We start from the raw sequence: 21,775 nt of genomic DNA on the forward strand, positions 1-21,775 counted from the left end.
GGATGCGGCCTCGCCCCGGTACGGGCACCCCTTGCGGGTGCCCCGCCCCGGTACGGGCACCCCTTGCGGGTGCCCCGTTGTATCCGATTTCGTATGATGCAATCGCCCTGACGCCCTAACGGTAAGGACTTGACAAGAGAAAAGGCTCCGGGTATACTATACCCCAGGGGGGTACCCCCGGAAGGTAATTTATGAAAGCTATAGTGCGGGTCGGGATGACCCGTCTTTGGGAGGAATTCTAATGGCAAAGCCAATTGTGGTCACCGATGCTAACTTTGCGCAGCAGGTCTTGCAGGCTGAGACGCCGGTTGTCGTTGATTTCTGGGCACCCTGGTGTGGGCCGTGTCGCGTGATCGGGCCAATCCTTGATAAACTGGCCGGTGAGTACGAAGGGCGCCTGACGATTGCCAAGGTCAATACCGATGAAGAGGTTCAGAATGCCAGCAAGCTGGGTATTCAGGGCATTCCGACCCTTGTCATCTTCAAGGATGGCCTTGAGATCGGGCGGATGGTTGGTTCACAGCCCGAGGCTCGCTATCGCGAGGCCTTCGATAAAATTCTCGCCTGATTGATGTCGATAGTCAAGCTTGCATGCTAATCTGTGCATGTAGACCCAAATAAGCGAGATATTTGGTTTCTATTTCAGATCGAGAGAGACTATTATGACCGATCAGGATCACGTACATACCCTTAGTGACCCTCGGCGTGATGAGGTTCTGTTGCGCCTGCGCAAGATTGAAGGGCAAGTGCGTGGTATCCAGCGCATGGTCGAGGCTGGCCGTGACTGCCGCGAGATTGTCACCCAGGTAGCGGCAGTCAAGTCGGCTCTCTCGAGCGTGAGCAGTGTGGTACTGCAGTGTTATGCCCAAGGGTGCCTTGGCGATAGCGAGGTACCACAAGAGCAAACGATTGCCGAGTTAATCGCACTCTTTCAGGGCGCAAAGTAAGGCTAGGGGGCTACGAGGAGAGGCCAGCAAAGCTGGCCTCTCCTCGTAGCACGTTATTTTAGGGGCGAGGAGCTTACTCTTCGGTTGGCCAGCCGCGTTGACGGGCCAGGTCACGCAGCCCACGACTGAGGCTCTCGAGTTGCTTCAAGAGCAACCGGAGCTTGAAGGGTGCGCCATCGTCGTGCTCGACCCACTTATTGAGATCGCCCTCAACATAGGCCCGTGAAAGGCGATCAGTCTCGTCGACCATCTGGTCAAGCGAGCGAATGCGAAAGACGCGCGCTTTATTTTTGGGCTGATTCTCAACGGTCTCTTCTTCGACCCGTAGATACTGGTCATCGTCGTCAGTTCCGTCATCATCCCAGAGATCGGCGTCACGTTCGACCTCCTCCACAACAACCCCACTCGTTTTGGCGAGCGGGCCTCCCGCACTCCCATGATCAGCAGGTGAAGGTGTCGTGCGCAATTGCTCGCCAGCCTCGAGGGCCTGCAACGCCGTTTCAAGCGTCAGGTTAGGATTAGCTGCAAAATAGGCGGTCAGACGGCTCAACTCAGATGCCGACATACCTTCATCAGCGGCAAAGCGGGCCAATTCAAGCTGGGTTTTCGGACTCGGTACCCGACGGAGATGCTGGGCTTGCGTGACATTCAACTCACCACGGCGTACCATCAACTGGACTTCTTCAGGCAATTCGAGCAAACCGAGATAGCGACGAACCGTGCGCCCCGTCATACCAACGAGTTTGCCCACGGCCTCATCCAGTTCACCTTCGGGTTGTTTGCCATGCTGCTCGATCAGATGGGCACGCAAACGCACATAGGCACGCGCCTGTTCAAGATCATTCAGATCCTGGCGCTGCACATTTTCGATCAACTGGCGCAGCAAGAGATCAGGATCATCGGCATCCAGTACGATGCACGGAACCCGTTCTAGCCCGAGCTGCACGGCTGCCGCACGGCGACGGCCACCATAGACAACCCGATACCGTCCGGTGCCAATTGCGACTACGCCAAGCGGTTGCAGCAGACCACACTCGGCAATCGTTGCGGCGAGACCAGCAAGATCACCCGGATCTTCGCGGACGCCCTCAGGATCGAGTTCAAGTTGTTGCGGATCAAGATAGAGGAGTTGCATACCCTCCTGGCCTTCTCACTGCAAAGTGTTCCCATAAGACGCACAAGTGTACCATAGATCGTGCCAGGGAGCAATCTGGACATGCATCGAACCTAGGGCGATTGCATCTTCTGTGTATGCACCCGCGAGGGCACCCGCGAGGGCACCCGCGAGGGCACCCGCGAGGGCACCCGCGAGGGCACCCGCGAGGGGCACCCGCGAGGGGTGCCCCTACAGGGCCGGGGGGCGGGCCCGGTGTAGGGGCACCCCTCGCGGGTGCCCCGCCCCGGTACGGGTACCCCTTGCGGGTGCCCCGTTGTATCCGATTTCGTATGATGCAATCGCCCTACCCACCCACGCACCCATGGCCCTCAGTTGCTGAGGGCCATGTTATACTATCCCCACATACCATGAACCAACGTGAGGTGCTGCCAATGGTGCCATTGCTTGTTCGTACCTGTGAAGTAGGCCCCTGGCCGATGAATGCATATGCCCTGGTCTGCCCTCAGACTGGTGTGAGCGCCCTGGTTGATCCCGGGGCTGATCCCGAGCACTTGCTTGCGCTGCTGCAGGGTACGCAACCCGTCGCACTGATCTTGACCCATACCCATCGTGATCATATCGGCGCACTAGAAGAGATGCGTGCCCTCCTGCACGTTCCTCTTTATGCCCACCCTGGCCCGCACGCCAACGATCTGCACCTCGAACTCGATGCGCACCTACATCACGATGCGACGCTGAACATTGGTGAAGGCCAGGTGCGTATCTATGCCACCCCCGGCCACTGCGCCGATCAGGTGAGTCTTGCTGTTGTTGGTGGCGAAGCGATCCTGGTTGGTGATACCCTCTTTGCCGGTGGCCCGGGACGTACCTGGTCAGCCAGAGATTTTCAGACGTCGCTTGCGACTCTTCGTACCGTTGTGCTGCCCTGGCCTGATACGGCGCACTGCTATCCCGGCCACGGCCCCTCGTTTCGGCTCGGCGAAGTTCGCCCGCTGATCGAGCAATTCCTCGCTCGACAACACCCCGCCGATTTTTACGGCCATGCTGAATGGTGACATGGAGTAGTTATGCTGCGCAAAGTTGCCCTTTTTACCAATGAGTATCCGCCCAATGTCTATGGTGGTGCTGGCGTTCATGTTGAGTATCTGAGCCGTGCGCTCGCTAAGCTTGTGTCGGTAGAGGTGCGCTGTTTTGGCGATCAGGTCGTTGATGACCCCGCTCTCACGGTGCGTGGCTATCCCCAGTGGGAGGAGACCAAACGCAATACCGACCCCCGCTTTTCTGGCGCCGTTGATGCGTTTGTCCGTTCACTCTTGATGTCCAAAGATACCCTTGATGCTGATGTGGTGCATTGCCATACCTGGTATACCGATATGGGTGGCTTGCTCGCCGGCAAACTCTGGGGCATTCCCTATGTGTTGACTATCCACTCGCTCGAGCCGTTACGCCCGTGGAAGGTTGAGCAACTGGGCAATGGCTATCACCTCAGTTCCTGGATGGAACGCACGGCCATCGAGCAAGCGAGCGCGATTATTGCCGTCTCAAAAGAGACACGTTCCGATGTGCTGCGCTTCTTTAATATTGACCCTGAAAAGGTTCATGTGATCTATAATGGCATCGATCTGGCAGAGTATCGCCGCACGGCCGCAACTGATGCCTTGGAGCGTTACGGGATCGATCCTGCCCGTCCTTTTGTGCTCTTCGTTGGACGCATTACCCGTCAGAAGGGCATTATTCACCTGGTCAATGCCATTCCGCACATCGATCCCGCATTGCAAATCGTGCTCTGCGCCGGTGCCCCCGATACGCCCGAAATTGGCAAAGAGATGGAAGAAGGCGTGGCTATGGCGAGCGCCGGCCGCCCCGGTGTGATCTGGATCCGCGAGATGCTGGCCCGCCCCGATGTCATTCAGCTCTATTCGCATGCCGCTGTCTTCTGTTGCCCTTCGGTGTACGAGCCCTTTGGTATTATCAACCTTGAGGCGATGGCCTGTGAGACCGCAGTTGTCGCCTCGGCGGTTGGTGGCATCAAAGAGGTTGTCGTTCCCGAAGAGACCGGTCTGCTCGTTGATCCTGGTCTCAAGCCAGATAGTTTCGAGCCAGACGATCCGGCGGCTTTCTCGGCTGATCTGGCCGCGGCCATCAATCGTGTCGCAGGTGATGCAGCTCTCCGTGAACGTTTTGGGCTCGCCGGACGGCGTCGCGTTGAAGAGCATTTTAGCTGGGACGCGATTGCCCAGAAGACGCTTGCTCTGTATGAGTCGCTGGTTGCCGAGGGGACGCAAGGGTAGCTGGCAAGCACAATAAAGTATGTTATGATTCCGTTAGGAAGCAATACAAAGAGAGGAGCAAAGGCCATCGAGACTGGAATGATTGCCCGACGCGTGGTTGAACTGGCCGAGGATAAGCAGGCGCACGAAATCGTCTTGCTCGATATCCGACCGCAGAGTACCATCGCTGATTATTTTGTGATCTGTTCTGCCGACAACGATCGTCAGATCAAGGCGATTGTTGAACACGTTGATGAAAAAATTCAGCAGGAATATGGCCTGAATCCTCGGATGGAGGGTACGCCGGACACCGGATGGATTGTGCTTGACTATGGCGATGTCGTCGTGCATGTCTTTAATCAACTTCAGCGCGACTACTATCGCCTCGAACGCCTCTGGAGTCTCGTTCCGCCAGTGGTGGTGGTGCAGTGATGATGAATCTGGAACAAAAAAGAGCGGTCGTCACAGGTGGGACAGGGGCGCTTGGCAGTGCCATTGTGCAGATCTTGCTCGCTGCCGGGGCCACGGTTGCGGTTCCCTCCCATCGCGAGCAGGATCTTGACCGTTTACGTGATCGTCTCGCGCTTCCGCCCCACGCTGCCCTCATCGGTGCACAGGTCGATCTCACGGATGAGCAGGCGGTGAACGCCTACTATAACCAGGTGGCGCAGGATTGTGGTGGGCTTGATATCCTCGTCAATGTGGCAGGAGGTTTCGACGGGGGTAAACCAGTCCATGAGAGCGGTTGGGCGATCTGGCAAACCCAACTTGATCTGAATTTAAAAACAGCCGTGCTTTCGTGTGCTGCGGCTGTGCCCCATATGATGGCCCGAGGTGGCGGTGCGATTGTCAATGTGGGTACCCGCACGGCGACGCAACCCGGGGCAAGGCTTGCTGCGTATGCTGCCTCAAAGCGGGCTATCTTGCAGCTTACCGAAGCACTTGCTGCCGAATTGCAACCATACCGCATTACGGCCAATACTATTTTGCCAAGTGTCATCGATACACCCGCAAACCGGAGTGCGATGCCCAATGCCAATTACGATGCATGGGTGCCCCCCGAGGCAATTGCCCGCGTCGTCCTCTTCCTAGTTGGCCCCGACGCACGCATCATCAGCGGGGCGCATGTCCCCGTTTATGGTGACGCCTGAACGACCCAGGTATTCTACACTGTGTCCGTGGGTCAAGGAACGCGGCTAGCGAAGCTAGCCGCGTTCCTTGACCCACAGACGCAACCCGCCTACTCACCCTCAGGGATATTCCCCGTCTCTTCGTATTCGCGCAAGGCACGTACAGCCTGTTCAAACGAAAAGTAGTAGATTTCGGCGTCCCACCGCCCATGCACTGGGTTCAGGCTGCACCAAATGGCAATCTCTGCTGCACCGTCATGATAAACGGTTGCCGTCGCCAACCAGAGGTTCTGACAGCGTACAGCATGGGCACTTAGCAGTTCACCGCGAAAGGTGTCGGCCCCGGCTTCAGTCAAGATCTGGCCTGGATCCATCGCCGTTGTCGTCCTGCCTGCCATCTCAAGTTGCTCCTTCCCGGGATGCAGTATGCTGTCTGGCTATTGGTATTATAACGCAAACTGTCCCTAAGGAGTATGCCCAACCGTGCCAAGGGCAGGCTCAGTCGGTTCAACAGGCAAAACGGGGCAACTCATCGGGGCATCTTCTGGCCGACTCGCGCCAAAATAAGCTTGCATAATCTCGGTTGTAGCAGGTACGGCCATCGTCGAAGATCCGTCACTCAGGTCGCCTACTCCCTCGATGAGCACCGCAACGACTACTTCCGGGTTGTCATATGGGGCAAAACCGACAAACCAGGCATGACTCTGACGTATGAGACGACCATCGGTACGCTGGATCAATGGCCCAAACTCCGCAGTGCCAGTTTTGCCAGCAATTACCAAGCCAGAACATTCAGGACGTGCAGCAATACCCAGACCATTGATGATCGACTCGAGCATGCCTTCACGCATCACCCTCAGGTAATCTGGTTCGATGGGAACGCGCTGGAGCACCTCAGGGGTGATTTCACGCACCAGATTGCCATTGCTATCCACAATCCGTGACACAATATGCGGTCGGTAAATTGTACCGTCAATAGCAACGGCCCCTGCCGCAACCGCAAGTTGCAACGGCGTCACCTGCATATCACCCTGGCCGATGGCCGTATTATAGGTGTCACCAGTCGTCCAGACTTCCCGTTTGGCCTGAACTTTCCAGGTGCGGGTTGGTACGAGCCCACTCGCCTCACCGACCAGATCAATCCCAGTACGACGTCCGAGTTGAAACCACTCGAGGCCCTCGACCAGGCGATCAATTTGCAGGCCATTCACTCGCAGATCGCTTGCTCGCAGATTTGATGCCTGATCATTCCCGCCAGCAATCGAGGCAAAAAAGACATTTGACGAGAGGCGCATTGCATCAATGACCGTCAATTCGCCATTGTCGCGATTACGTACCGAGTTGGGTAACTCAAAGAGCGCACCGCTCCGCTCAATCAATTGCAGCAACCCTGGGTCACGCAATCGGGTTTCGGGGGTAATGACTCCTTCTTGCAGGGCGATGGCACCGACAAATTGCTTGAGGGTTGAACCCGGTGGATACTGACCGGCAATGGCCCGATTCGTCAGTGGGGCGAGGCGCAACAATTCGGCCAGTTCTTCTGGATCGCTGCGTGTCAAGAGGGCTTGCAATTCGGCCTGACGCTCTGGAGTGACCCAGACATTATTGTCGTACGTTGGCAATGAGACCATCGCCAGAATGCGCCCATCACGCGGGTCAATGACGACGGCACTGCCAGCGATAATCGGATCATAGCCCTGTTTATATGGTTCAGGGGCCGTCACCCGCCGGCGTTCGCCCTCCGCGATCCAGCGGCGCATAATCTGTTCAACCTCAGACTGGAACGCCAGGTCAAGCGTCATGACCAGATTATTGCCATTGAGCACTGGGCGTACCTGCTGGATCGGGCCAACCGGCCGTTGCAAGGCATCAACAAGCAGCGTATCGATCCCAATGCGCCCGCGGAGATCATGTTCATACGCCCCTTCGAGCCCCTCTTTGCCAATGCGATCATCAAGTTGATAGGGTAACTGACCGATGCTCGTTGGATCAATCTGTTTGGGGATCAGGCCACACCGTCCAGCACGGCTGACGACATCAACCAGGCTGGTCAACCACGACGTAGACGGATTTTCGAGCATGAGCTCGCATTCGGTGATCCGTCCAACATACCCCAGCGTGTGCGACAAGCTCTGTATCGCTTCACTTTGCGGATACGCGCGGCGATAGCCCTCTGTCACCTCGGTACCGGGCAAATAATTGGCATTTTCGCGAATAGCCATGGCAAGATCGGGGCTAATATCCTCTTTCACGAGGACATATTGATAGCCACGGACATTCTGTTGGACAATCATTGCTTCAATCGGGTTCGTGAGTTCCAACAGGGGGGCGTAGGCCCGCACGAGATCGAGGATCTCTAGGAGGCCTTCGGGTGCAACGCTGAGCGTGGATGGCTCGGTGGTATGCCATTCCAGCACGGGATCGAGTTGTTGCAGCCTGGCATAGAGGGCAGGATGGGTTGCAATACTCACCGCTGGATCGAGCCGTAGGGTTGCCGGCAAGCCTGCCACGAGGCTTAGCCGTGTGAGTACATCAGCACGGCGCTCAGGCTCAGTCGTTGCGTTGGGCAGGCGTCCCGGTACCACCGAGAGATTATAGATAGGCAGACTCTCGGCAACCAGGGTAATGCCATCCGCCGCATATATTTCACCGCGACGGGGCAGAACCGTCAACGTTCGTCGGGTGATGACATCGGGGTTGCTCCCAAAACGCTGACTCTCCTGATCAACCAACTGAAGTTGATAGAGTCGTCCCACCAGAATGGTCACAACAATGATGACAAGGAGACGTAACAAAATTAAGCGTGGCATACTATTGCTCACATGATCACAACTGATTGCGGAGCAACCAGCGTACCAGGAAAAAGATCGGCAGGGTTGGGATCAGGGTGATGAGAATACTCGGCAACATAATAAGCAGGGCGTATGTTGACCATTCTATCATGCCTCGATTGATCAACAACGCTAGCACGAGTTCATAGATCACGCTCGCGATCAGCACGGCCAGCAACGGAATCATGATACCTTCAATGCGTATCCGTCGCGCCAGCACGACGACGACTAGAGTTGCTGTGAGCAGGGCCAGGGCGTGAGTCCCCAGATAGGTCGCCGCCAGGATATCGAGCGTCAATCCCCCATAGAGTGCCCAGCGCAAAACGCGCTGGACGCCAACATCAGGAAACGCCGCGCCCATGCTCAGCAGCGCACCTGAAATTACCACAATCAAAACGAGTGGGACAGAGAACCCGAGCGGTGTACTCAGGAGTGTTACCTGAACGAGCGCCAGCACAAGCATACCCACAAGGCGACTCAGTTCATGAACAACACGTTCTTCTAATCGTCTTGGTTGAGAATCACCCACACGTACCGTACCTGGTCTGGATCAACAAAAGGGCGTAGGTCAGCATACTGATAATTCTCGGCTGTGCGTACCTCTTCGATCACGCCGACAGGAATGTTAGAGGGCACCGAGGCGAGATCAAGGGGCAAATTGAGGGCGGCGGTCATTCCTGCTGTCATCACCGATGCCCCTTGCTTGAGTGGCAAGCCCCGGTCAACTTGGTTGAGCCGTAAACGTGATCCATTTTGCCATTGGCCCTGCATCATTCCCAGTGCTGAACGCCCTTCGTTCATCACCCGAGCACTGATCTGACTACTAATATCAGTGATCAAGAGCACTTCGGCCGTCCTTGGGCCGGCAGCCTCAACAATCCCGATCAGTGCCGTTGGACCACCGGGCAGCTGGCTGATCACCGCCATCCCTGGCGCGAGGCCATCACGTGTCCCGCGGGCAATCACAATCACCCGTCGTCCTGCATCAGGCGAGCGTACGGTGACTTCAGCCCCCAGCAAAGTCCAGGGATGCTCACGTTGAATCTGAAGCTGCTGGCGTAAGAAAACGTTCTCGACCTGGGCTTGCTCAAGGCGGAGCAATTGATCGGCAAGCCGACTATTTTCCCGTTCAAGCTCTTGCAAACGCGCCTGGATAGCGGCATCACCAAAAGGAGCCATAGCGAACGCGTCAACCTGCCCACGAATGCCCGTCAATACCTGTGCCACGGGGGCAAGCCCCTGCTGCACGAATGCGCGAGCCGACCCGAGTTTCCCCTGCCCATCAAGGGCGATCAACAGGACGGCCAGGCCACAGAGGAACAACCCCACCAGCAGCGACCGTAGCCCGAGTGGAAGCCTGATCTGGCTGCGGCGCAGCTTGATTGGTTTATCGTTCAGCAAATCATGCATAACTGCACTATACTACAGGTCAGCTGCAACGGGCGACCCCGGATAGGCAAGACGCTATCTTTTGTCAAGGTAGTACGTGACTATCGGCTAGTCAGGGCTAACCTGATTTTTAAAACTTGGCGCGGCGCGAATTTTGCGAACGGGTCAAAATATCTTGATAGACTTTGTTCTCAAAATTCTCGACCATTTTGCCCGCACCGCGTGCGACACATGAAAGCGGATCTTCGGCGATATGTACCGGCATGCGGGTTTCGGCAGCAATGCGCCGGTCGAGCCCATGCAACAACGAGCCACCACCAGCCAGGGTGATGCCATGCTCCATGACATCGGCGACAAGTTCTGGGGGTGTCTCTTCGAGTGCGAGGCGTACCTCTTGAATAATCGCATTAACCGGGCCAGCAATGCCCTCACGGATTTCCACCGAACTAACCTCGACTGCTTTCGGCAAGCCAGTTAGTAAGTCACGCCCGCGCAGCACCACTTTGATTTCTTCATCAAGTGGATACGCCGATCCGGCCGCGATCTTGGCCCGTTCGGCCATCCGCTCACCGATCAGCAGGTTGTACTCACGACGGGCAAACTGGACAATCGCATCATCGATCTCGTCACCGGCTGTGCGGATCGAGTGGTTGACGACAATCCCACCCAGCGAAATAACGGCTACCTCGGTTGTGCCACCACCCACATCAACAATCATGCTGCCAATTGGCTCATCAACGGGCAGGCCTGCCCCGATCGCAGCCGCCATGGGCTCTTCAACGACATAGGCCTCGCGAGCCTTCGCATTCAGGGTCGCATCACGGGCTGCGCGCCGTTCGACTTCGGTTACGCCCGAAGGAACGCCAACTACTACCCGCGGACGGGGATCCATCAGCCGCATCGCCGAATAAGCGTGGGCCTTTTTGATAAAATAGGCCAGCATCTTTTCAACGACATCAAAATCAGCAATTACCCCGTCTTTTAGTGGACGTACGGCAATAATATTAGCTGGTGTCTTGCCTACCATTGCCTTGGCCTCCGCCCCGACGGCATATACTTGCTTGGACTTGGCATCAATCGCAACCACCGAAGGTTCGCTGATGACGATGCCCTTGCCACGTACATGCACCAGGGTATTGGCTGTGCCAAGATCAACCCCAAGATCACGACTAAATGCTCCAAACAGCGAATTGATCGGGTTAAAGCCCACGTTCTACTCCAAAAATCGCCGCAGCCCATGTGCGGAAATAGAAATTAGCACCAAATAAAGATCCCTCGTGTGCAACTCTAATGTGCGATGCCTTAGAGTTCGCCCTCATTATAGCATAGTCGCTTGTTGCAACGGCACAACGAAGCCTTTGCTTCGAGATTTGACTTTTGCGCCGGGTTGTGAGAGAATGCGTACTGCTGTGGTTGAAGTCAGTGCAGATCCTTGTGGGGAAGTCTGGCAGCACGCGTACACATCGGGCGGGTGGTCGTCATTGGGTCGTTTTCGCTTCAAACTCTCTACCGGCGCTGCAGCTTAGGACTTCTGGCTCTTCTGAGGGCTGGAAGATTTTTATTGTTGTGACAACCTCGGTTTTACGTCCAGTTTATCCTTTCACTGCCATCGTTGGCCAGGAACGGCTCAAACGCGCCCTGATCCTCAACGCGATCAATTCACGTGTGGGTGGGGTGCTTATTCGTGGTGAGAAGGGAACGGCCAAGTCGACCGCTGTGCGCGGCCTGGCTCATCTCATGCCGTCAATTACGGTTGTGGAAGGGTGTCCCTATTCCTGTCAGCCGGATCGCGTCGCTGGCCTCTGCCATACCTGTCAGGCCCTCGGCGAAGGGGAGCCACCCCCAACTCGTACCCGAACTATTCGTTTGGTTGAGTTGCCTGTTTCAGCATCAGAAGATCGGGTTGTCGGTTCCCTCGATCTCGAACATGCGATTACCGAAGGTCAGCGCCGTTTTGAGCCCGGTCTGCTTGCTCAGGTTAATCGTGGCCTGCTCTATGTTGATGAAGTCAATCTGCTTGATGACCATCTCGTTGATCTGCTGCTTGATGCCGCTGCCATGGGCATTAATACGGTTGAACGTGAAGGGGTGAGTATTTCGCATCCGTCACGCTTCATCCTCGTTGGCACGATGAACCCCGAAGAGGGTGAGTTGCGTCCGCAGTTGCTTGATCGCTTTGGCCTTGCGGTTGAGGTTGTCGGCCTGACCGACGTTGCTTCCCGGGTGGCTGTGATCGAGCGCCGTCTCGCTTATGAGACGAACCCCCACTTTTTCAGTGAAGAGTGGCGCACCGCTGAAACCGAGTTAGCTGCGCGCATTGTCGCTGCACGTGAGTTATTACCCGCAGTGCGTATGGATCGTTCTGATATGGCTGCCGTCGCGAGCCTCTGTATCGAACTTGGTGTCGATGGCCATCGGGCTGATCTGACGATCCTTGAGACTGCTCGCACGCACGCTGCGTGGAGTGGTCGTACGCAACTGACGGTGGAAGATATTCGTACTGCCGCCGAACTGGCGTTGCCCCATCGCATGCGACGTCAACCCTTTGCCGAGATCAAGCTTGATGAACAGCGTGTTGCCTCGATCCTCGAGCGCAATGGCAAGGCTGCCGAAGCTGCGGCCCAGGATGAAGTAAAAAAAAAAGCTGATTTAGGTGAGCCAGGTGATGATGGTGAGAGTGGCGATGACCAGGGCAATACGGATGGCTCAGTGACACCAACTGGCAGTGCGGGGACTGCTGACGTGAGCGGACAGACGAGTGACAACCAGACGGGGGGGAAGCAGTTTGACGCCGATGAGATGTTTCGGACGCGTCGACTCGAGGCGACTTCTGATCGGAAGCAGCGACATTCGCCGGGTAAGCGTACACGTACCCGGACAACCCGCAAGCAGGGTCGTTACATTACGAGTCGTCAGCAACACCGGGTGACTGATCTGGCGCTTGATGCAACTTTGCGCGAAGCCGCGATTTATCAGCGCGAGCGCCGCGCCTTGGGTTCAGCCCACGGGCGTCGCCGCCCACGGGTGCTGCTCACCCGCCGCGATCTCCGCCAGAAGGTGCGCGTCCGGCGTACCCGTAATGCGGTCTGCTTTGTGGTCGATGCAAGTTGGAGTATGGCTGCGGAAGAACGCATGCAGGCGACCAAAGCAGCAGTGCTGTCACTCTTGCGCGACGCCTATCAGCGCCGCGATCGCGTTGGTTTGGTGAGTTTTCAGCGTGACTATGCTCGGGTGCTCTTGCCCCTGACGAATAGTGTCGAACTTGCCCAGAAACGTCTCCAGACTATGCCGACCGGTGGCAAAACCCCACTCGCGCGAGGTATGTTGACCGCCTTTGAGTTACTCGAACGCGCACGTCGTCAGGATAGCGAAATCTTGCCGTTGATGGTTCTTTTGACCGACGGCCAGGCCAATGTTGCGATTAGTCGGTTGCCTCCTCAACAAGAGGCCTATCAGATTGCTGATCTGATTGCGGCCCGTGATATTCGGGCGATCGTGATCGATACCGAGCATCCAACCTTTGAGCGAGGGCTTTCACGTCGCCTCGCTGAACACCTTAAAGGTTCGTATTATCGGCTTGAAGACCTGAGCGATGATGGCCTGGTACAGGCTGTCCGTCGCCAGATGCAAATATAGATAGATGGATAAGTAGAGCAGTGGACGCCACACGTCAGGAGGAGCGCAGGAGATGACCGATCAGGTACGTAACGATGAGACCACCGAGAATGAGGGGCTGACGACGCCGCTCGCCGTAGTGGAAACTCCAGCAGTTGAGGCCATAGTTGCCCCATCAGAGCAAGCAGAAGCGGTTGTGTCTGAGGGTCAGCCTGCGTCTGAACTGACTGAGTCTGTTGCCTCAGCAGACACCGAACAGGTTGTGACAACTGAAGATGCCGTTGCTACGGCGGAAGCGGTCGCCACGCCCGAGGTCGAAGCGGTCGCCACGCCCGAGGCCGAAGCGGTCGCCACGCCCGAGGTCGAAGCGGTCGCCACGCCCGAGGTCGAAGCGGTCGCCACGCCCGAGGCGGAAGCAGTCGCCACGCCCGAGGCGGAAGCAGTTGCCACGCCCGAGGTCGAAGCGGTCGCCACGCCCGAGGCCGAAGCAGTCGCCACGCCCGAGGCGGAAGCAGTCGCCACGTCCGAGGCTGAGTCGGTAGTTGCAGCCGTGACTGAAGAGACCGCGACAGTTGCAACAGCGGTGACAGGTGAAACTTCTGCCGAGTCAGGGGCTAGCTTTACCCCGGTGGCCGAGGATGGTTCGCGCCCACGTAAACTCAAAGATCTGCGTGCGGGGATGGAACTCGAAGGCCGTGTCACGTCGATTGCGCTCTATGGCATTTTTGTTGACATCGGAGTTGGGCGCGATGGTCTGGTGCATATCTCGGAAATGAGTGATACGCGCATTGATACGCCGTCTGATCTGGTGCAAATTGGCGATACCGTCAACGTGCGGATCAAAAGTGTCGATCCCGAAGCGCGTCGGATTAGTCTGACGATGCGAACGGGTAGCGGTGAACGCGAACGGAGCCCTGAGGTTGTTCGTGGGGCGCCACGCAATGCGAATCGTCCCCGTCGTGCCGAGGTTGACAAAGAACGTCTTGCTTCGTTGAAAATCGGTGATGTGGTCGAAGGGGTCATTACGGGCTATGCACCGTTTGGGGCCTTTGCGGATATCGGTGTGGGCAAGGATGGCCTGGTTCACGTGAGTGAACTGGCTGAGGGTCGGGTTGAAAAGCCTGAAGATGCGGTCAAAGTTGGGGATCGTTTCGCCTTCAAGATCCTGGAAGTTGACCCCGATGGAACGCGCATCAGCTTGAGCCTGCGCCGCGCTCAACGCTCGCAGAAGATGCAGCAACTTGAGCCCAATCAGATCCTTGAAGGTGTTGTCAGTGGGATTGCCCCGTTTGGTGCTTTTGTTGATATCGGGGTTGGGCGCGATGGCCTGGTTCATATTTCAGCTCTGTCGTCGAATCGGGTCAATCGGGTTGAGGATGTCGTATCCGTTGGCGATAAGGTCAGTGTCCGGGTGCTTGAAGTCGACCAGCAGAGCAAGCGGATAAGCCTGACTATGCGGCTTGACGAGTCCGATGACGAAGTAATGGCCGAGGGTGACGAAGAGGGCTACACTTCGGCGACGAGCAGTGCCGGGGCTCCGTCACGTGGGGCGGCTAGTTCGGCGAATGCACCAGCGGCAGCACGGTTTGCCTCATCCGCAGCCGAGGCCAAGGCCGGGCGTGAGCGTGAGCGTGAGCGCCGCGAACGCCGTGAGCGTGAACGCGAGCGTCGCAATGCCGTTCAGCCCGAAACCTATAGCACCGAGGATGTTGAAGAAGAGTTCGTCGGTGATGCCACCCTCGAAGATCTGCTCAGCAAGTTTGGTGGGTCGGTTCCGCCGCGTCGTGAGCGCAAAACAAATAAGCGTGAAGAACAGGACTTTGAAGACGATCCAGAGGAGCGCCAGGATCGGCAGGATCGCCGCCAGCGTGATGCTATCAAACGAACGTTACAGCAGGTTGGCCGCGACGACTAGGATTCCGTTGCCAGGGCTTGCGCAACGGTCTGGGATGTAACCCCCCAGTCCCCATGTTATCAGGTGGGTGTGAGCAGCGAAGTTGCTCACACCCACCTGATAACGTGGGGAATAAGTATTCGCCTGGGGGAAACGGATTTGACACTGCCCGAACGTGGCACGTATAATACTCTGAGTTTGTCATAGAGAGGAGCGTAGAGATGCCAAAACGTACATGGCAGCCCAAGCGCATTCCGCGCCGGCGTAAACATGGGTTTCTTTCACGGATGGAGACAAAAGACGGACGTGCCATTCTGCGCCGTCGTCGCATCAAGGGTCGCTATAAACTGTCGGTAAGCGATGAGCGTCGTCAGGTGCGACGTGGGCATCGCTAAATGGTACTGCACGTCGCACAGCGTACGATCACAACACGCCTGAAGCCGTGGCTATGGTGTCATGATCTGATATGAAACGTGCTCTCCGCTTGCGGCATCCTGAACAGTTTCGGCGTGTGCGAAACCAGGGTCAACGTTTCGTGTCACCGCTGCTGACCTTGTATATGCGGATTGGCAGACCCCACCGTCTTCGTTGTGGGTTCGTCGTTGGCAAGTACCTGGGAGGCGCTGTGATACGCAATCGAGCCAAGCGACGCGTGCGTGAAGCTGTTCGTCTGGCTTTACCCTACGTTGAAACAGGCTATGATCTCGTTTTTGTTGTGCGTAAGCCTGAAGTGGGTGAGTTACCCTTCCCACAGTTGCAACAGTTGGTTGAAGGATTGCTGCGCCAGGCAAAACTCTGGCGCAGCGTTTAACCTGTTGAGTGTTTATTTTGCCCCTGCGGTATCTATCCGCCCCTGGTGTGAAGCCGAAGAACATGGCTAGGTCGTCAAGGGTGCGCATACGTTGAGGAGACCATATGTGGTCATGGTTTGTTGGCCTGCTTGAGCAGGCGCTGATCTGGTTTTCATCAGCTACAGGCAATGTGGCCCTTGGCATTATTCTCTTTACCATTGCCGCACGCCTGCTTATTTTGCCCCTCACCCTGAGTTCGATTCGTTCGAGTCGGGGAATGCAGCAGCTTCAGCCGTTGATGAAAGAATTGCAGCGGAAGTATGGCAAAGATCCGCAAAAGCTGCAAGAAGAGACGATGAAGCTCTATAAAGAGCATAAGGTTAATCCGGTTGGTGGTTGTCTGCCGTTGCTGCTCCAACTGCCGATCTTTTTTGGTGTGTATCAGGCTGTCTATCACCTGTTTGGTGGTGAGCAGGGACGTCAGTATCTGAGTCCTGCGGCTGAAGCTGCGTTACAAGATCCTGCCGTTGCCGCAGTCTTTTCACAACAGTTGTTTGGTCTGATTGATCCCGGCGGTGTCGCGTTTGGGGCCAATGGTTTTGCAGGCTTGGCCTATGTTGTGCTGCCGATTCTCTCGATCGTCTTCCAGTTCTTGCAGACGGTGATGGCAACCCCGCGGGTTCAGGATCCCCAGCAGAAGATGATGACCCAGATGATGATGTTTATGCCGCTGGTGTTTGGCTATATCGCCTTCACCTTCCCTCAGGGTGCGGTGCTCTACTGGGTTGTCAGCAGCATGGTTGGGGTGGTTCAACAGTATTTCATTACTGGGTGGGGTTCGCTGGCCAATTATCTCAAGTTTTTGCCCCCGGATGGCAAGTCGACGACACTGCCTGCACCGGCCGTGGCCGCCGTTGCCACCGACACGGGTGCTTCGGCTGAAGCATCTGTCGCAACCACACGTGCTGATTTCTGGGGTGTGATGCGTCCGTTGACCGAGTTACAGCCTGCGGTTGCATCAGCGAGTAGCGCCGAAGGTGGCGCTGACCTGATCGTGGATCAACCAGGAGAACAGGTCAACAAGTCATCTCAGTCACAGATGCGAGGACAGGTAAGTCCACGCCGCAATCGTAGACGCAAATAGGAGTAAAAGGAAGACTATGAAAAGCATCGAGATCAGCGCACGCACCGTCACTGAAGCCGTTGAGCTCGCCTTGGCGCAGCTCGGCAAAGACCGTGACGAGGTGATGATCGCGGTGCTCGAGCCTGGCGAGGCTGGTGATGAGGCCCTGGTACGTGTCACGGTGGTAGATGATGATGATGACGAACCAGTGTCTGCGCTTCCGATCACTCGAGCCTCTTCGACCGATGATGTGCAGACGATAGCCCAGACGGTGCTTGATGAGTTGCTCGCACGTATGGATATCCATGCCTATGTGACGCCAGTTGTCTCGCGGGTGCCTGGGCAAAAAGGTGATGTCGAAGAGACGATCACGCTGCACGTCGAGGGGGCCGATGAAGAGGCAATGGGTCTGTTGATTGGTCGCCGTGGCGAGACACTGCGTTCGCTTCAGTTTATGCTTAATCTGCTCGTGAGTCGTCAGGTGCAGAAGTGGCCGCAAATTGTCGTTGATGTTGGCAATTATCGCCAGCGTCGCCAGGAGTCGCTCGAAGGTCTGGCCCGCCGGATGGCTGAACGGGTACGCCAGACCGGTCGCCCGATGATGCTGGAACCAATGGCCGCCTACGAGCGTCGGATTGTCCACCTTGCACTCCGTGATGATAAGACGATCTATACCGAGAGTTCTGGTGAGGGTGAGAACCGTAAGATTGTGATCTTTCCGGCACGCTCATAAGTTGTTGCTAGGCTGTTGAAGACGATGGTGCCGCAGTTTCTTGCCCTCGGGCATGCTACGTATGATCGGTTGGCTGATGGCCGGTTTGCGCCTGGGGGCACCGTGCGTTATGCGACGGGGGCTGCGGTACGTCTGGGTTTGACCGCCGCAATGGTGACGGCCGGCACTCCAGCGGCGCCCCTTGCCAACCATGAAGGTGTTCAGACGGTTCTGGTGCCTTCACCAGCGGTGACGACATTTGAAAATCGCTATGATGCTCATCGGCGAAGTCAGTGGCTGCACGCGCTGGCTTCGCCGCTTGTGCTTGACCATCTGCCTGCCGCATGGTACGCCACCCGGCTCGTGCATCTGGCTCCTGTTGCGCATGAATTTGATCTTGCGCTGATCACGGCCTTTCCCGAGGCCTTGATCGTGGTGACTCCCCAGGGCTGGATGCGAACTTGGGCGCAGCCTCTGCCGGCACTGGTGCAACCCTGCCGCTGGCTGCCGCCGCCAGCATTGTTGCGTCGGATCAATCTGCTGGTGGTTAGTATTGAGGATGTGGCAGGTGATGAAGCGCTCGTCGCGAGTTATGCGCGCCATTGCCCGCTCGTTGTGGTGACGCGCGGTGCTTTGGGGGCGACGCTCTACCAGTATGGTGTGAGCCATCCAATCGCTGCGTGTCCTGCGCAGGAGTATGATCCGACGGGTGCGGGCGATGTGTTCGCTGCGGCGATGCTCGTGCGCCTGGCTGAGACCGGTGATGCGCTGGCTGCCGCACAGTTTGCCAGTGCTGCGGCTGCCTTGGCGGTTGAAGGACGAGGTCTAGGCAATTTGACCAACCGTGACGCGGTGTTGGCTCGTCTCTAGATGTGATACCATGTCCATGTACGGATGCGGATACCTCACCGGTTAATTGGTATGAGAGGCTGTTGTTGACGATGATCGCATCTTGTTGGCGTAGATCAATTGGCCTGATGGTGCTGGTAATCCTTCTGGTTGTGCTAGGCGCAACACATTCAGATGTGGCTGAGGCCCGGCGGAGCACGGCGCGTGCACAAGGTGGGCCGAGTTTGCCTGCCGTGACAGTGGCCGGTGATCAGTTGCTCGTTGATGGACACCCCTTTGAGGTGCGTGGCGTCAACTATATTGACTATACTGGTGCCCCACCTGGCTGCCCTGAATTGCATTTCGGAGCGGATGGACGCTGCCCCTGGGATCAGGCGTTGATTGATGCTGATATGGTGCGCCTGCAGACACTTGGCGTCAATACGATCCGGATCTTTCTTAATTATTATGTCTTTGGTGGCGCACGGACAACGAGTGAAGCCTATAATCAAGCCCCTGCCTTGGCTCACCTTGATGCCCTGATTGCCAGTGCCAATCGCCACGGCATCTATGTCTTGCCGGTCTTGCTGGCGAAATTTCCGCAAGATCAGCTGCACGGTGGTCAGTACGAGGCTGCCGCTGCCTTGCATATTCGCCCGGTCGTCAGCCATCTCGCAGGACGTTCCGGTCTGCTCGGCTGGGATCTCTTCAATGAGCCTGATATCGGGAGCCCGATGGACCAGCGGTGCTGGGACTGGGATAATGGTGATTTTTCGTTATGCCGTGAACTGGCCTGGCATCGCGTGGTCTTTCTCGCACGCATGAGCGCCGATGTGCGTGCCTTTGACCCCGGACGCCCGATAACGATTGGTATGGGTTTTGGTAAAAGCTATTTCCGTCCTGCTGGACTCTATGCCTCACCGGCAGATCTGGTGGATTTCTACTCGTTTCACTACTATGACAATGATCCGTATGATTCGGGGCGCTATGCTCAGCACTGGTATTATGGAGCTGGTTTTCCCACAGATCTCCGCCGTGCGCTTGTTGAATTGAGGAATTTGCCTCAGCAAAAACCAATCGTCGTTACGGAACTCGGTTTTCCAACTGGCCCCGGAACCCTGCGCAACGAAGAGGAATTGCGCCGTGATCTGCGGATTGGGCTTGCCACGAGCCGTGCTGCAGGTGCAGCGGGGGTTATGCTCTGGCCTTTTCAGCCGACACTTGATGGGTTAGTTGGCGATCTCTTCATCGCCAACTGAGTTGACGGTGCCGAGCATCCCCATCCTCGACGTGGATGTGTTGCCAGCTTCGCTGGCAGCCAGGGCTGTTGCAACATCGTTGGGGTTGCGCCGCACACCCCAGTTTTTGGTTCGTTTTGGCGGCGAAGCCGCCAAAACGAACCAAAAAATCTCGTGGGGCGGTGCAGCCGCCCCACACCCCACCGCCGGAGGCAGACGTTGCAGTAGCCCTGCGCTGGTAGCATCCCAAGTTGACACGCATCCAGGCATCGAGTATACTCCCCCATAGTTGTTAACCTGAACTTAATATATGAACGCCAGCGATGACGCGGCAAAGGGCATGAGCCCGTTGTAAGACCATTGTCTTCGTGCGAATGCATCAATGCTGACAGCAACTCCACGTTGTTGTCAGCATTTGTTATTGCCGGCTTGTCCAGATACCAGAGGAGCGCAACCATGCGTCAGCCACCCGTCCGGTTCATTGCCCTGCTTGTTCTGTTCGCCTTGCTGCTGGGCGCGTGTGGGACAACCCCCGCCGCGCAACCGACCGCTGCGCCTGCCCCCGAGGCTACCGGTGCGCCACCGGTTGAGCCAACAGATGCCCCCGCTGAGCCTACAGCTGAAGCGACTCAGCCCACCGAGCCACCCGCAGCGACCGAAGCCCCGGCTGAAGAAGAGTTTGTCTTTGGGATGATTCTAGTTGGCCCGACGAATGATGGCGGCTGGAACCAGGCCCACTTCGAGGCGGCTGAGTATGCCCAGGCGCGTTTGCCAGGGTCACGCTTTATCTACATTGATAAAGTCAATCCTGCTGATCGCCCCAATGTCCAGGTTGAGCAGGCGATTGAGGAGTTGATCAACCAGGGCGCCAAGTTTGTGATTACCAATAGCGCCGAGTTTGCTGATGGAACGAAGCTTGCCGCCGAAGCCCATCCGGAGGTCTATTTCTTGCATGCCTCAGGTGATGCTGTTTTGACGGGGAGTGCGCCGTCCAATCTGACCAATCTGATGGGGCGCATGGAGTATGGCAAAATGATGGCAGGTTGTGCCGCTGCGCTGCAGAGCGACGCGGGCAAACTGGCCTACCTGGGCCCGTTGATTGACCCTGAGACGCGCCGTCTGGTCAACTCGACCTATCTGGGCGCGAAGTATTGCTGGGAAAATTACCGTGAGCAGCCGGCTGATAGCCTTGACTTCAAGGTGACCTGGATTGGCTTCTGGTTCAATATTCCTGGGGTTACGCTTGATCCGACCCGTGTGGCGACTGATTTCATCAATGAAGGCAACGATGTCATTATCTCGGGCATTGATACGACCGAGGCGTTGGTTGAGGCGAATAAGGCCTCGGCAGCCGGGCGAACCGTTTGGGCGGTGCCGTATGACTACGAAGATGCCTGTGCGCAAGGTGAGGATGTGTGTCTTGGGGTGCCCTATTTTAACTGGGGACCACGCTATACCGAAATCCTGACTGAAGCTCAGGCAGGTCGGTTTGAGTCACAGTGGGAATGGATCGGGCCAGATTGGAGCGATATCAATAATCCCGATACCAGTATGATTGGGTTCATCAAGGGGGCGGGGTTGACGCCTGAGAATGGGGCATTCCTTGATGATTTCATCAGCAAACTGGCCGATGGCAGTCTGGATCTCTTTACCGGGCCGCTGAATTTCCAGGATGGGACAGTCTTTGTGGCTGAAGGTGCGGTTGCTGACGATCTGGCCATCTGGAATACACCGCAGTTGCTTGAGGGTATCGAAGGTCAGAGTGCGCCGTAGCGTATAGGGCCTGCGGACGCCAAATACTTTGCGGTCGAGCAAGCCGGCATTGCTGGCTTGTTTGACCGCAAAGTATCGAGTTTTTGGGACGTAGGCAATGGAACCAGCGGAAGAAGC

21 protein-coding genes are annotated in these 21,775 nt (G+C 56.7%); 15 read left to right on the forward strand and 6 right to left on the reverse strand.

Features of this window, described 5'->3' with window-relative positions; all coding sequences use genetic code 11:
• Positions 1-241 precede the first annotated feature (241 nt).
• Both trxA and A9Q02_RS07750 read left to right on the forward strand, forming a co-directional pair.
• Positions 242-568, forward strand: coding sequence for a thioredoxin (trxA, locus tag A9Q02_RS07745; RefSeq protein ID WP_097651785.1), 327 nt, complete (start codon positions 242-244; stop codon positions 566-568).
• A 94-nt stretch (positions 569-662) separates the two neighbouring features.
• On the forward strand, positions 663-947 hold the full coding sequence (locus tag A9Q02_RS07750; RefSeq protein ID WP_097651786.1) for a metal-sensitive transcriptional regulator: 285 nt from the start codon (positions 663-665) through the stop codon (positions 945-947).
• Positions 948-1,020: 73 nt separating this feature from the next.
• On the opposite strand, the gene A9Q02_RS07755 is transcribed toward A9Q02_RS07750, so the two are convergent.
• On the reverse strand, positions 1,021-2,082 hold the full coding sequence (locus A9Q02_RS07755; RefSeq protein ID WP_097651787.1) for a ParB/RepB/Spo0J family partition protein: 1,062 nt from the start codon (positions 2,080-2,082) through the stop codon (positions 1,021-1,023).
• 413 nt (positions 2,083-2,495) lie between these two features.
• Between A9Q02_RS07755 and A9Q02_RS07760 the strand changes: the two genes are divergently transcribed.
• The 4 genes from A9Q02_RS07760 to A9Q02_RS07775 all read left to right on the forward strand — a co-directional run bounded on the left by A9Q02_RS07760 (position 2,496) and on the right by A9Q02_RS07775 (position 5,485).
• Positions 2,496-3,119, forward strand: coding sequence for an MBL fold metallo-hydrolase (locus tag A9Q02_RS07760; RefSeq protein WP_097651788.1), 624 nt, complete (start codon positions 2,496-2,498; stop codon positions 3,117-3,119).
• 12 nt (positions 3,120-3,131) lie between these two features.
• Positions 3,132-4,355, forward strand: coding sequence for a glycogen synthase (gene glgA / locus A9Q02_RS07765; protein ID WP_097651789.1), 1,224 nt, complete (start codon positions 3,132-3,134; stop codon positions 4,353-4,355).
• 78 nt (positions 4,356-4,433) lie between these two features.
• Positions 4,434-4,766 carry a ribosome silencing factor gene (gene rsfS, locus A9Q02_RS07770; RefSeq protein WP_097651790.1) on the forward strand — a complete coding sequence of 111 codons (333 nt, stop codon included), beginning with the start codon at positions 4,434-4,436 and terminating at the stop codon, positions 4,764-4,766.
• Entirely contained in the window at positions 4,766-5,485 is a 720-nt protein-coding gene (locus tag A9Q02_RS07775; protein ID WP_245860449.1) for an SDR family NAD(P)-dependent oxidoreductase, read from the forward strand. The genes rsfS and A9Q02_RS07775 overlap by 1 nt, the downstream gene beginning before the upstream one ends.
• An 89-nt stretch (positions 5,486-5,574) precedes the next feature.
• Here A9Q02_RS07775 and A9Q02_RS07780 read toward each other — a convergent pair whose 3' ends face one another.
• The 5 genes from A9Q02_RS07780 to A9Q02_RS07800 all read right to left on the reverse strand — a co-directional run bounded on the left by A9Q02_RS07780 (position 5,575) and on the right by A9Q02_RS07800 (position 10,894).
• Positions 5,575-5,862, reverse strand: coding sequence for a hypothetical protein (locus tag A9Q02_RS07780; RefSeq protein ID WP_097651792.1), 288 nt, complete (start codon positions 5,860-5,862; stop codon positions 5,575-5,577).
• Positions 5,863-5,928: 66 nt separating this feature from the next.
• Positions 5,929-8,274, reverse strand: coding sequence for a penicillin-binding transpeptidase domain-containing protein (locus tag A9Q02_RS07785; RefSeq protein ID WP_097651793.1), 2,346 nt, complete (start codon positions 8,272-8,274; stop codon positions 5,929-5,931).
• 16 nt (positions 8,275-8,290) lie between these two features.
• On the reverse strand, positions 8,291-8,824 hold the full coding sequence (locus A9Q02_RS07790) for a rod shape-determining protein MreD (RefSeq protein ID WP_097651794.1): 534 nt from the start codon (positions 8,822-8,824) through the stop codon (positions 8,291-8,293).
• Positions 8,797-9,705, reverse strand: a complete 909-nt coding sequence (gene mreC, locus A9Q02_RS07795) for a rod shape-determining protein MreC (RefSeq protein ID WP_097651795.1) — start codon at positions 9,703-9,705, stop codon at positions 8,797-8,799. Before mreC ends, A9Q02_RS07790 begins: the two co-directional genes overlap by 28 nt.
• A 109-nt stretch (positions 9,706-9,814) precedes the next feature.
• Positions 9,815-10,894, reverse strand: coding sequence for a rod shape-determining protein (locus A9Q02_RS07800; RefSeq protein WP_097651796.1), 1,080 nt, complete (start codon positions 10,892-10,894; stop codon positions 9,815-9,817).
• Between the two features lie 356 nt (positions 10,895-11,250).
• Between A9Q02_RS07800 and A9Q02_RS07805 the strand changes: the two genes are divergently transcribed.
• The 9 genes from A9Q02_RS07805 (at position 11,251) to A9Q02_RS07845 (ending at position 21,658) form a co-directional block, all read left to right on the forward strand.
• A complete protein-coding gene (locus A9Q02_RS07805; protein WP_245860452.1) occupies positions 11,251-13,320 on the forward strand; it encodes a putative cobaltochelatase in 2,070 nt (689 codons plus the stop codon).
• Positions 13,321-13,372: 52 nt separating this feature from the next.
• Positions 13,373-15,214: a S1 RNA-binding domain-containing protein gene (locus tag A9Q02_RS07810; protein WP_097651797.1), complete on the forward strand. Its 1,842-nt coding sequence runs from the start codon at positions 13,373-13,375 to the stop codon at positions 15,212-15,214.
• 200 nt (positions 15,215-15,414) lie between these two features.
• A complete protein-coding gene (gene rpmH / locus A9Q02_RS07815) occupies positions 15,415-15,588 on the forward strand; it encodes a 50S ribosomal protein L34 (RefSeq protein ID WP_097651798.1) in 174 nt (57 codons plus the stop codon).
• Positions 15,589-15,659: 71 nt separating this feature from the next.
• Positions 15,660-16,004, forward strand: coding sequence for a ribonuclease P protein component (gene rnpA / locus A9Q02_RS07820; RefSeq protein ID WP_097651799.1), 345 nt, complete (start codon positions 15,660-15,662; stop codon positions 16,002-16,004).
• Between the two features lie 104 nt (positions 16,005-16,108).
• Positions 16,109-17,128, forward strand: coding sequence for a YidC/Oxa1 family membrane protein insertase (locus A9Q02_RS07825; RefSeq protein WP_097651800.1), 1,020 nt, complete (start codon positions 16,109-16,111; stop codon positions 17,126-17,128).
• Between the two features lie 16 nt (positions 17,129-17,144).
• Positions 17,145-17,840: an RNA-binding cell elongation regulator Jag/EloR gene (jag, locus tag A9Q02_RS07830; RefSeq protein WP_097651801.1), complete on the forward strand. Its 696-nt coding sequence runs from the start codon at positions 17,145-17,147 to the stop codon at positions 17,838-17,840.
• 24 nt (positions 17,841-17,864) lie between these two features.
• On the forward strand, positions 17,865-18,689 hold the full coding sequence (locus tag A9Q02_RS07835) for a PfkB family carbohydrate kinase (RefSeq protein ID WP_097651802.1): 825 nt from the start codon (positions 17,865-17,867) through the stop codon (positions 18,687-18,689).
• 212 nt (positions 18,690-18,901) lie between these two features.
• A complete protein-coding gene (locus tag A9Q02_RS07840; RefSeq protein ID WP_245860456.1) occupies positions 18,902-19,906 on the forward strand; it encodes a cellulase family glycosylhydrolase in 1,005 nt (334 codons plus the stop codon).
• Positions 19,907-20,341: 435 nt separating this feature from the next.
• Complete coding sequence (locus A9Q02_RS07845) at positions 20,342-21,658, forward strand: BMP family lipoprotein (RefSeq protein ID WP_097651804.1); 1,317 nt, start codon at positions 20,342-20,344, stop codon at positions 21,656-21,658.
• The last annotated feature ends 117 nt before the right edge of the window (positions 21,659-21,775 follow it).

The organism is Candidatus Chloroploca asiatica (genome assembly GCF_002532075.1).
Taxonomy (GTDB): domain Bacteria; phylum Chloroflexota; class Chloroflexia; order Chloroflexales; family Chloroflexaceae; genus Chloroploca; species Chloroploca asiatica.

Bases quoted from the DNA above. Each gene is read 5' to 3' on its own strand.
- trxA (WP_097651785.1), top strand. From the start codon at position 242: ATGGCAAAGCCAATTGTGGTCACCGATGCTAACTTTGCGCAGCAGGTC.
- A9Q02_RS07750 (WP_097651786.1), top strand. From the start codon at position 663: ATGACCGATCAGGATCACGTACATACCCTTAGTGACCCTCGGCGTGAT.
- A9Q02_RS07755 (WP_097651787.1), bottom strand. From the start codon at position 2,082: ATGCAACTCCTCTATCTTGATCCGCAACAACTTGAACTCGATCCTGAG.
- A9Q02_RS07760 (WP_097651788.1), top strand. From the start codon at position 2,496: ATGGTGCCATTGCTTGTTCGTACCTGTGAAGTAGGCCCCTGGCCGATG.
- glgA (WP_097651789.1), top strand. From the start codon at position 3,132: ATGCTGCGCAAAGTTGCCCTTTTTACCAATGAGTATCCGCCCAATGTC.
- rsfS (WP_097651790.1), top strand. From the start codon at position 4,434: ATGATTGCCCGACGCGTGGTTGAACTGGCCGAGGATAAGCAGGCGCAC.
- A9Q02_RS07775 (WP_245860449.1), top strand. From the start codon at position 4,766: ATGATGAATCTGGAACAAAAAAGAGCGGTCGTCACAGGTGGGACAGGG.
- A9Q02_RS07780 (WP_097651792.1), bottom strand. From the start codon at position 5,862: ATGGCAGGCAGGACGACAACGGCGATGGATCCAGGCCAGATCTTGACT.
- A9Q02_RS07785 (WP_097651793.1), bottom strand. From the start codon at position 8,274: ATGCCACGCTTAATTTTGTTACGTCTCCTTGTCATCATTGTTGTGACC.
- mreC (WP_097651795.1), bottom strand. From the start codon at position 9,705: ATGCATGATTTGCTGAACGATAAACCAATCAAGCTGCGCCGCAGCCAG.
- A9Q02_RS07810 (WP_097651797.1), top strand. From the start codon at position 13,373: ATGACCGATCAGGTACGTAACGATGAGACCACCGAGAATGAGGGGCTG.
- rpmH (WP_097651798.1), top strand. From the start codon at position 15,415: ATGCCAAAACGTACATGGCAGCCCAAGCGCATTCCGCGCCGGCGTAAA.
- rnpA (WP_097651799.1), top strand. From the start codon at position 15,660: ATGAAACGTGCTCTCCGCTTGCGGCATCCTGAACAGTTTCGGCGTGTG.
- A9Q02_RS07825 (WP_097651800.1), top strand. From the start codon at position 16,109: ATGTGGTCATGGTTTGTTGGCCTGCTTGAGCAGGCGCTGATCTGGTTT.
- jag (WP_097651801.1), top strand. From the start codon at position 17,145: ATGAAAAGCATCGAGATCAGCGCACGCACCGTCACTGAAGCCGTTGAG.
- A9Q02_RS07835 (WP_097651802.1), top strand. From the start codon at position 17,865: ATGGTGCCGCAGTTTCTTGCCCTCGGGCATGCTACGTATGATCGGTTG.
- A9Q02_RS07845 (WP_097651804.1), top strand. From the start codon at position 20,342: ATGCGTCAGCCACCCGTCCGGTTCATTGCCCTGCTTGTTCTGTTCGCC.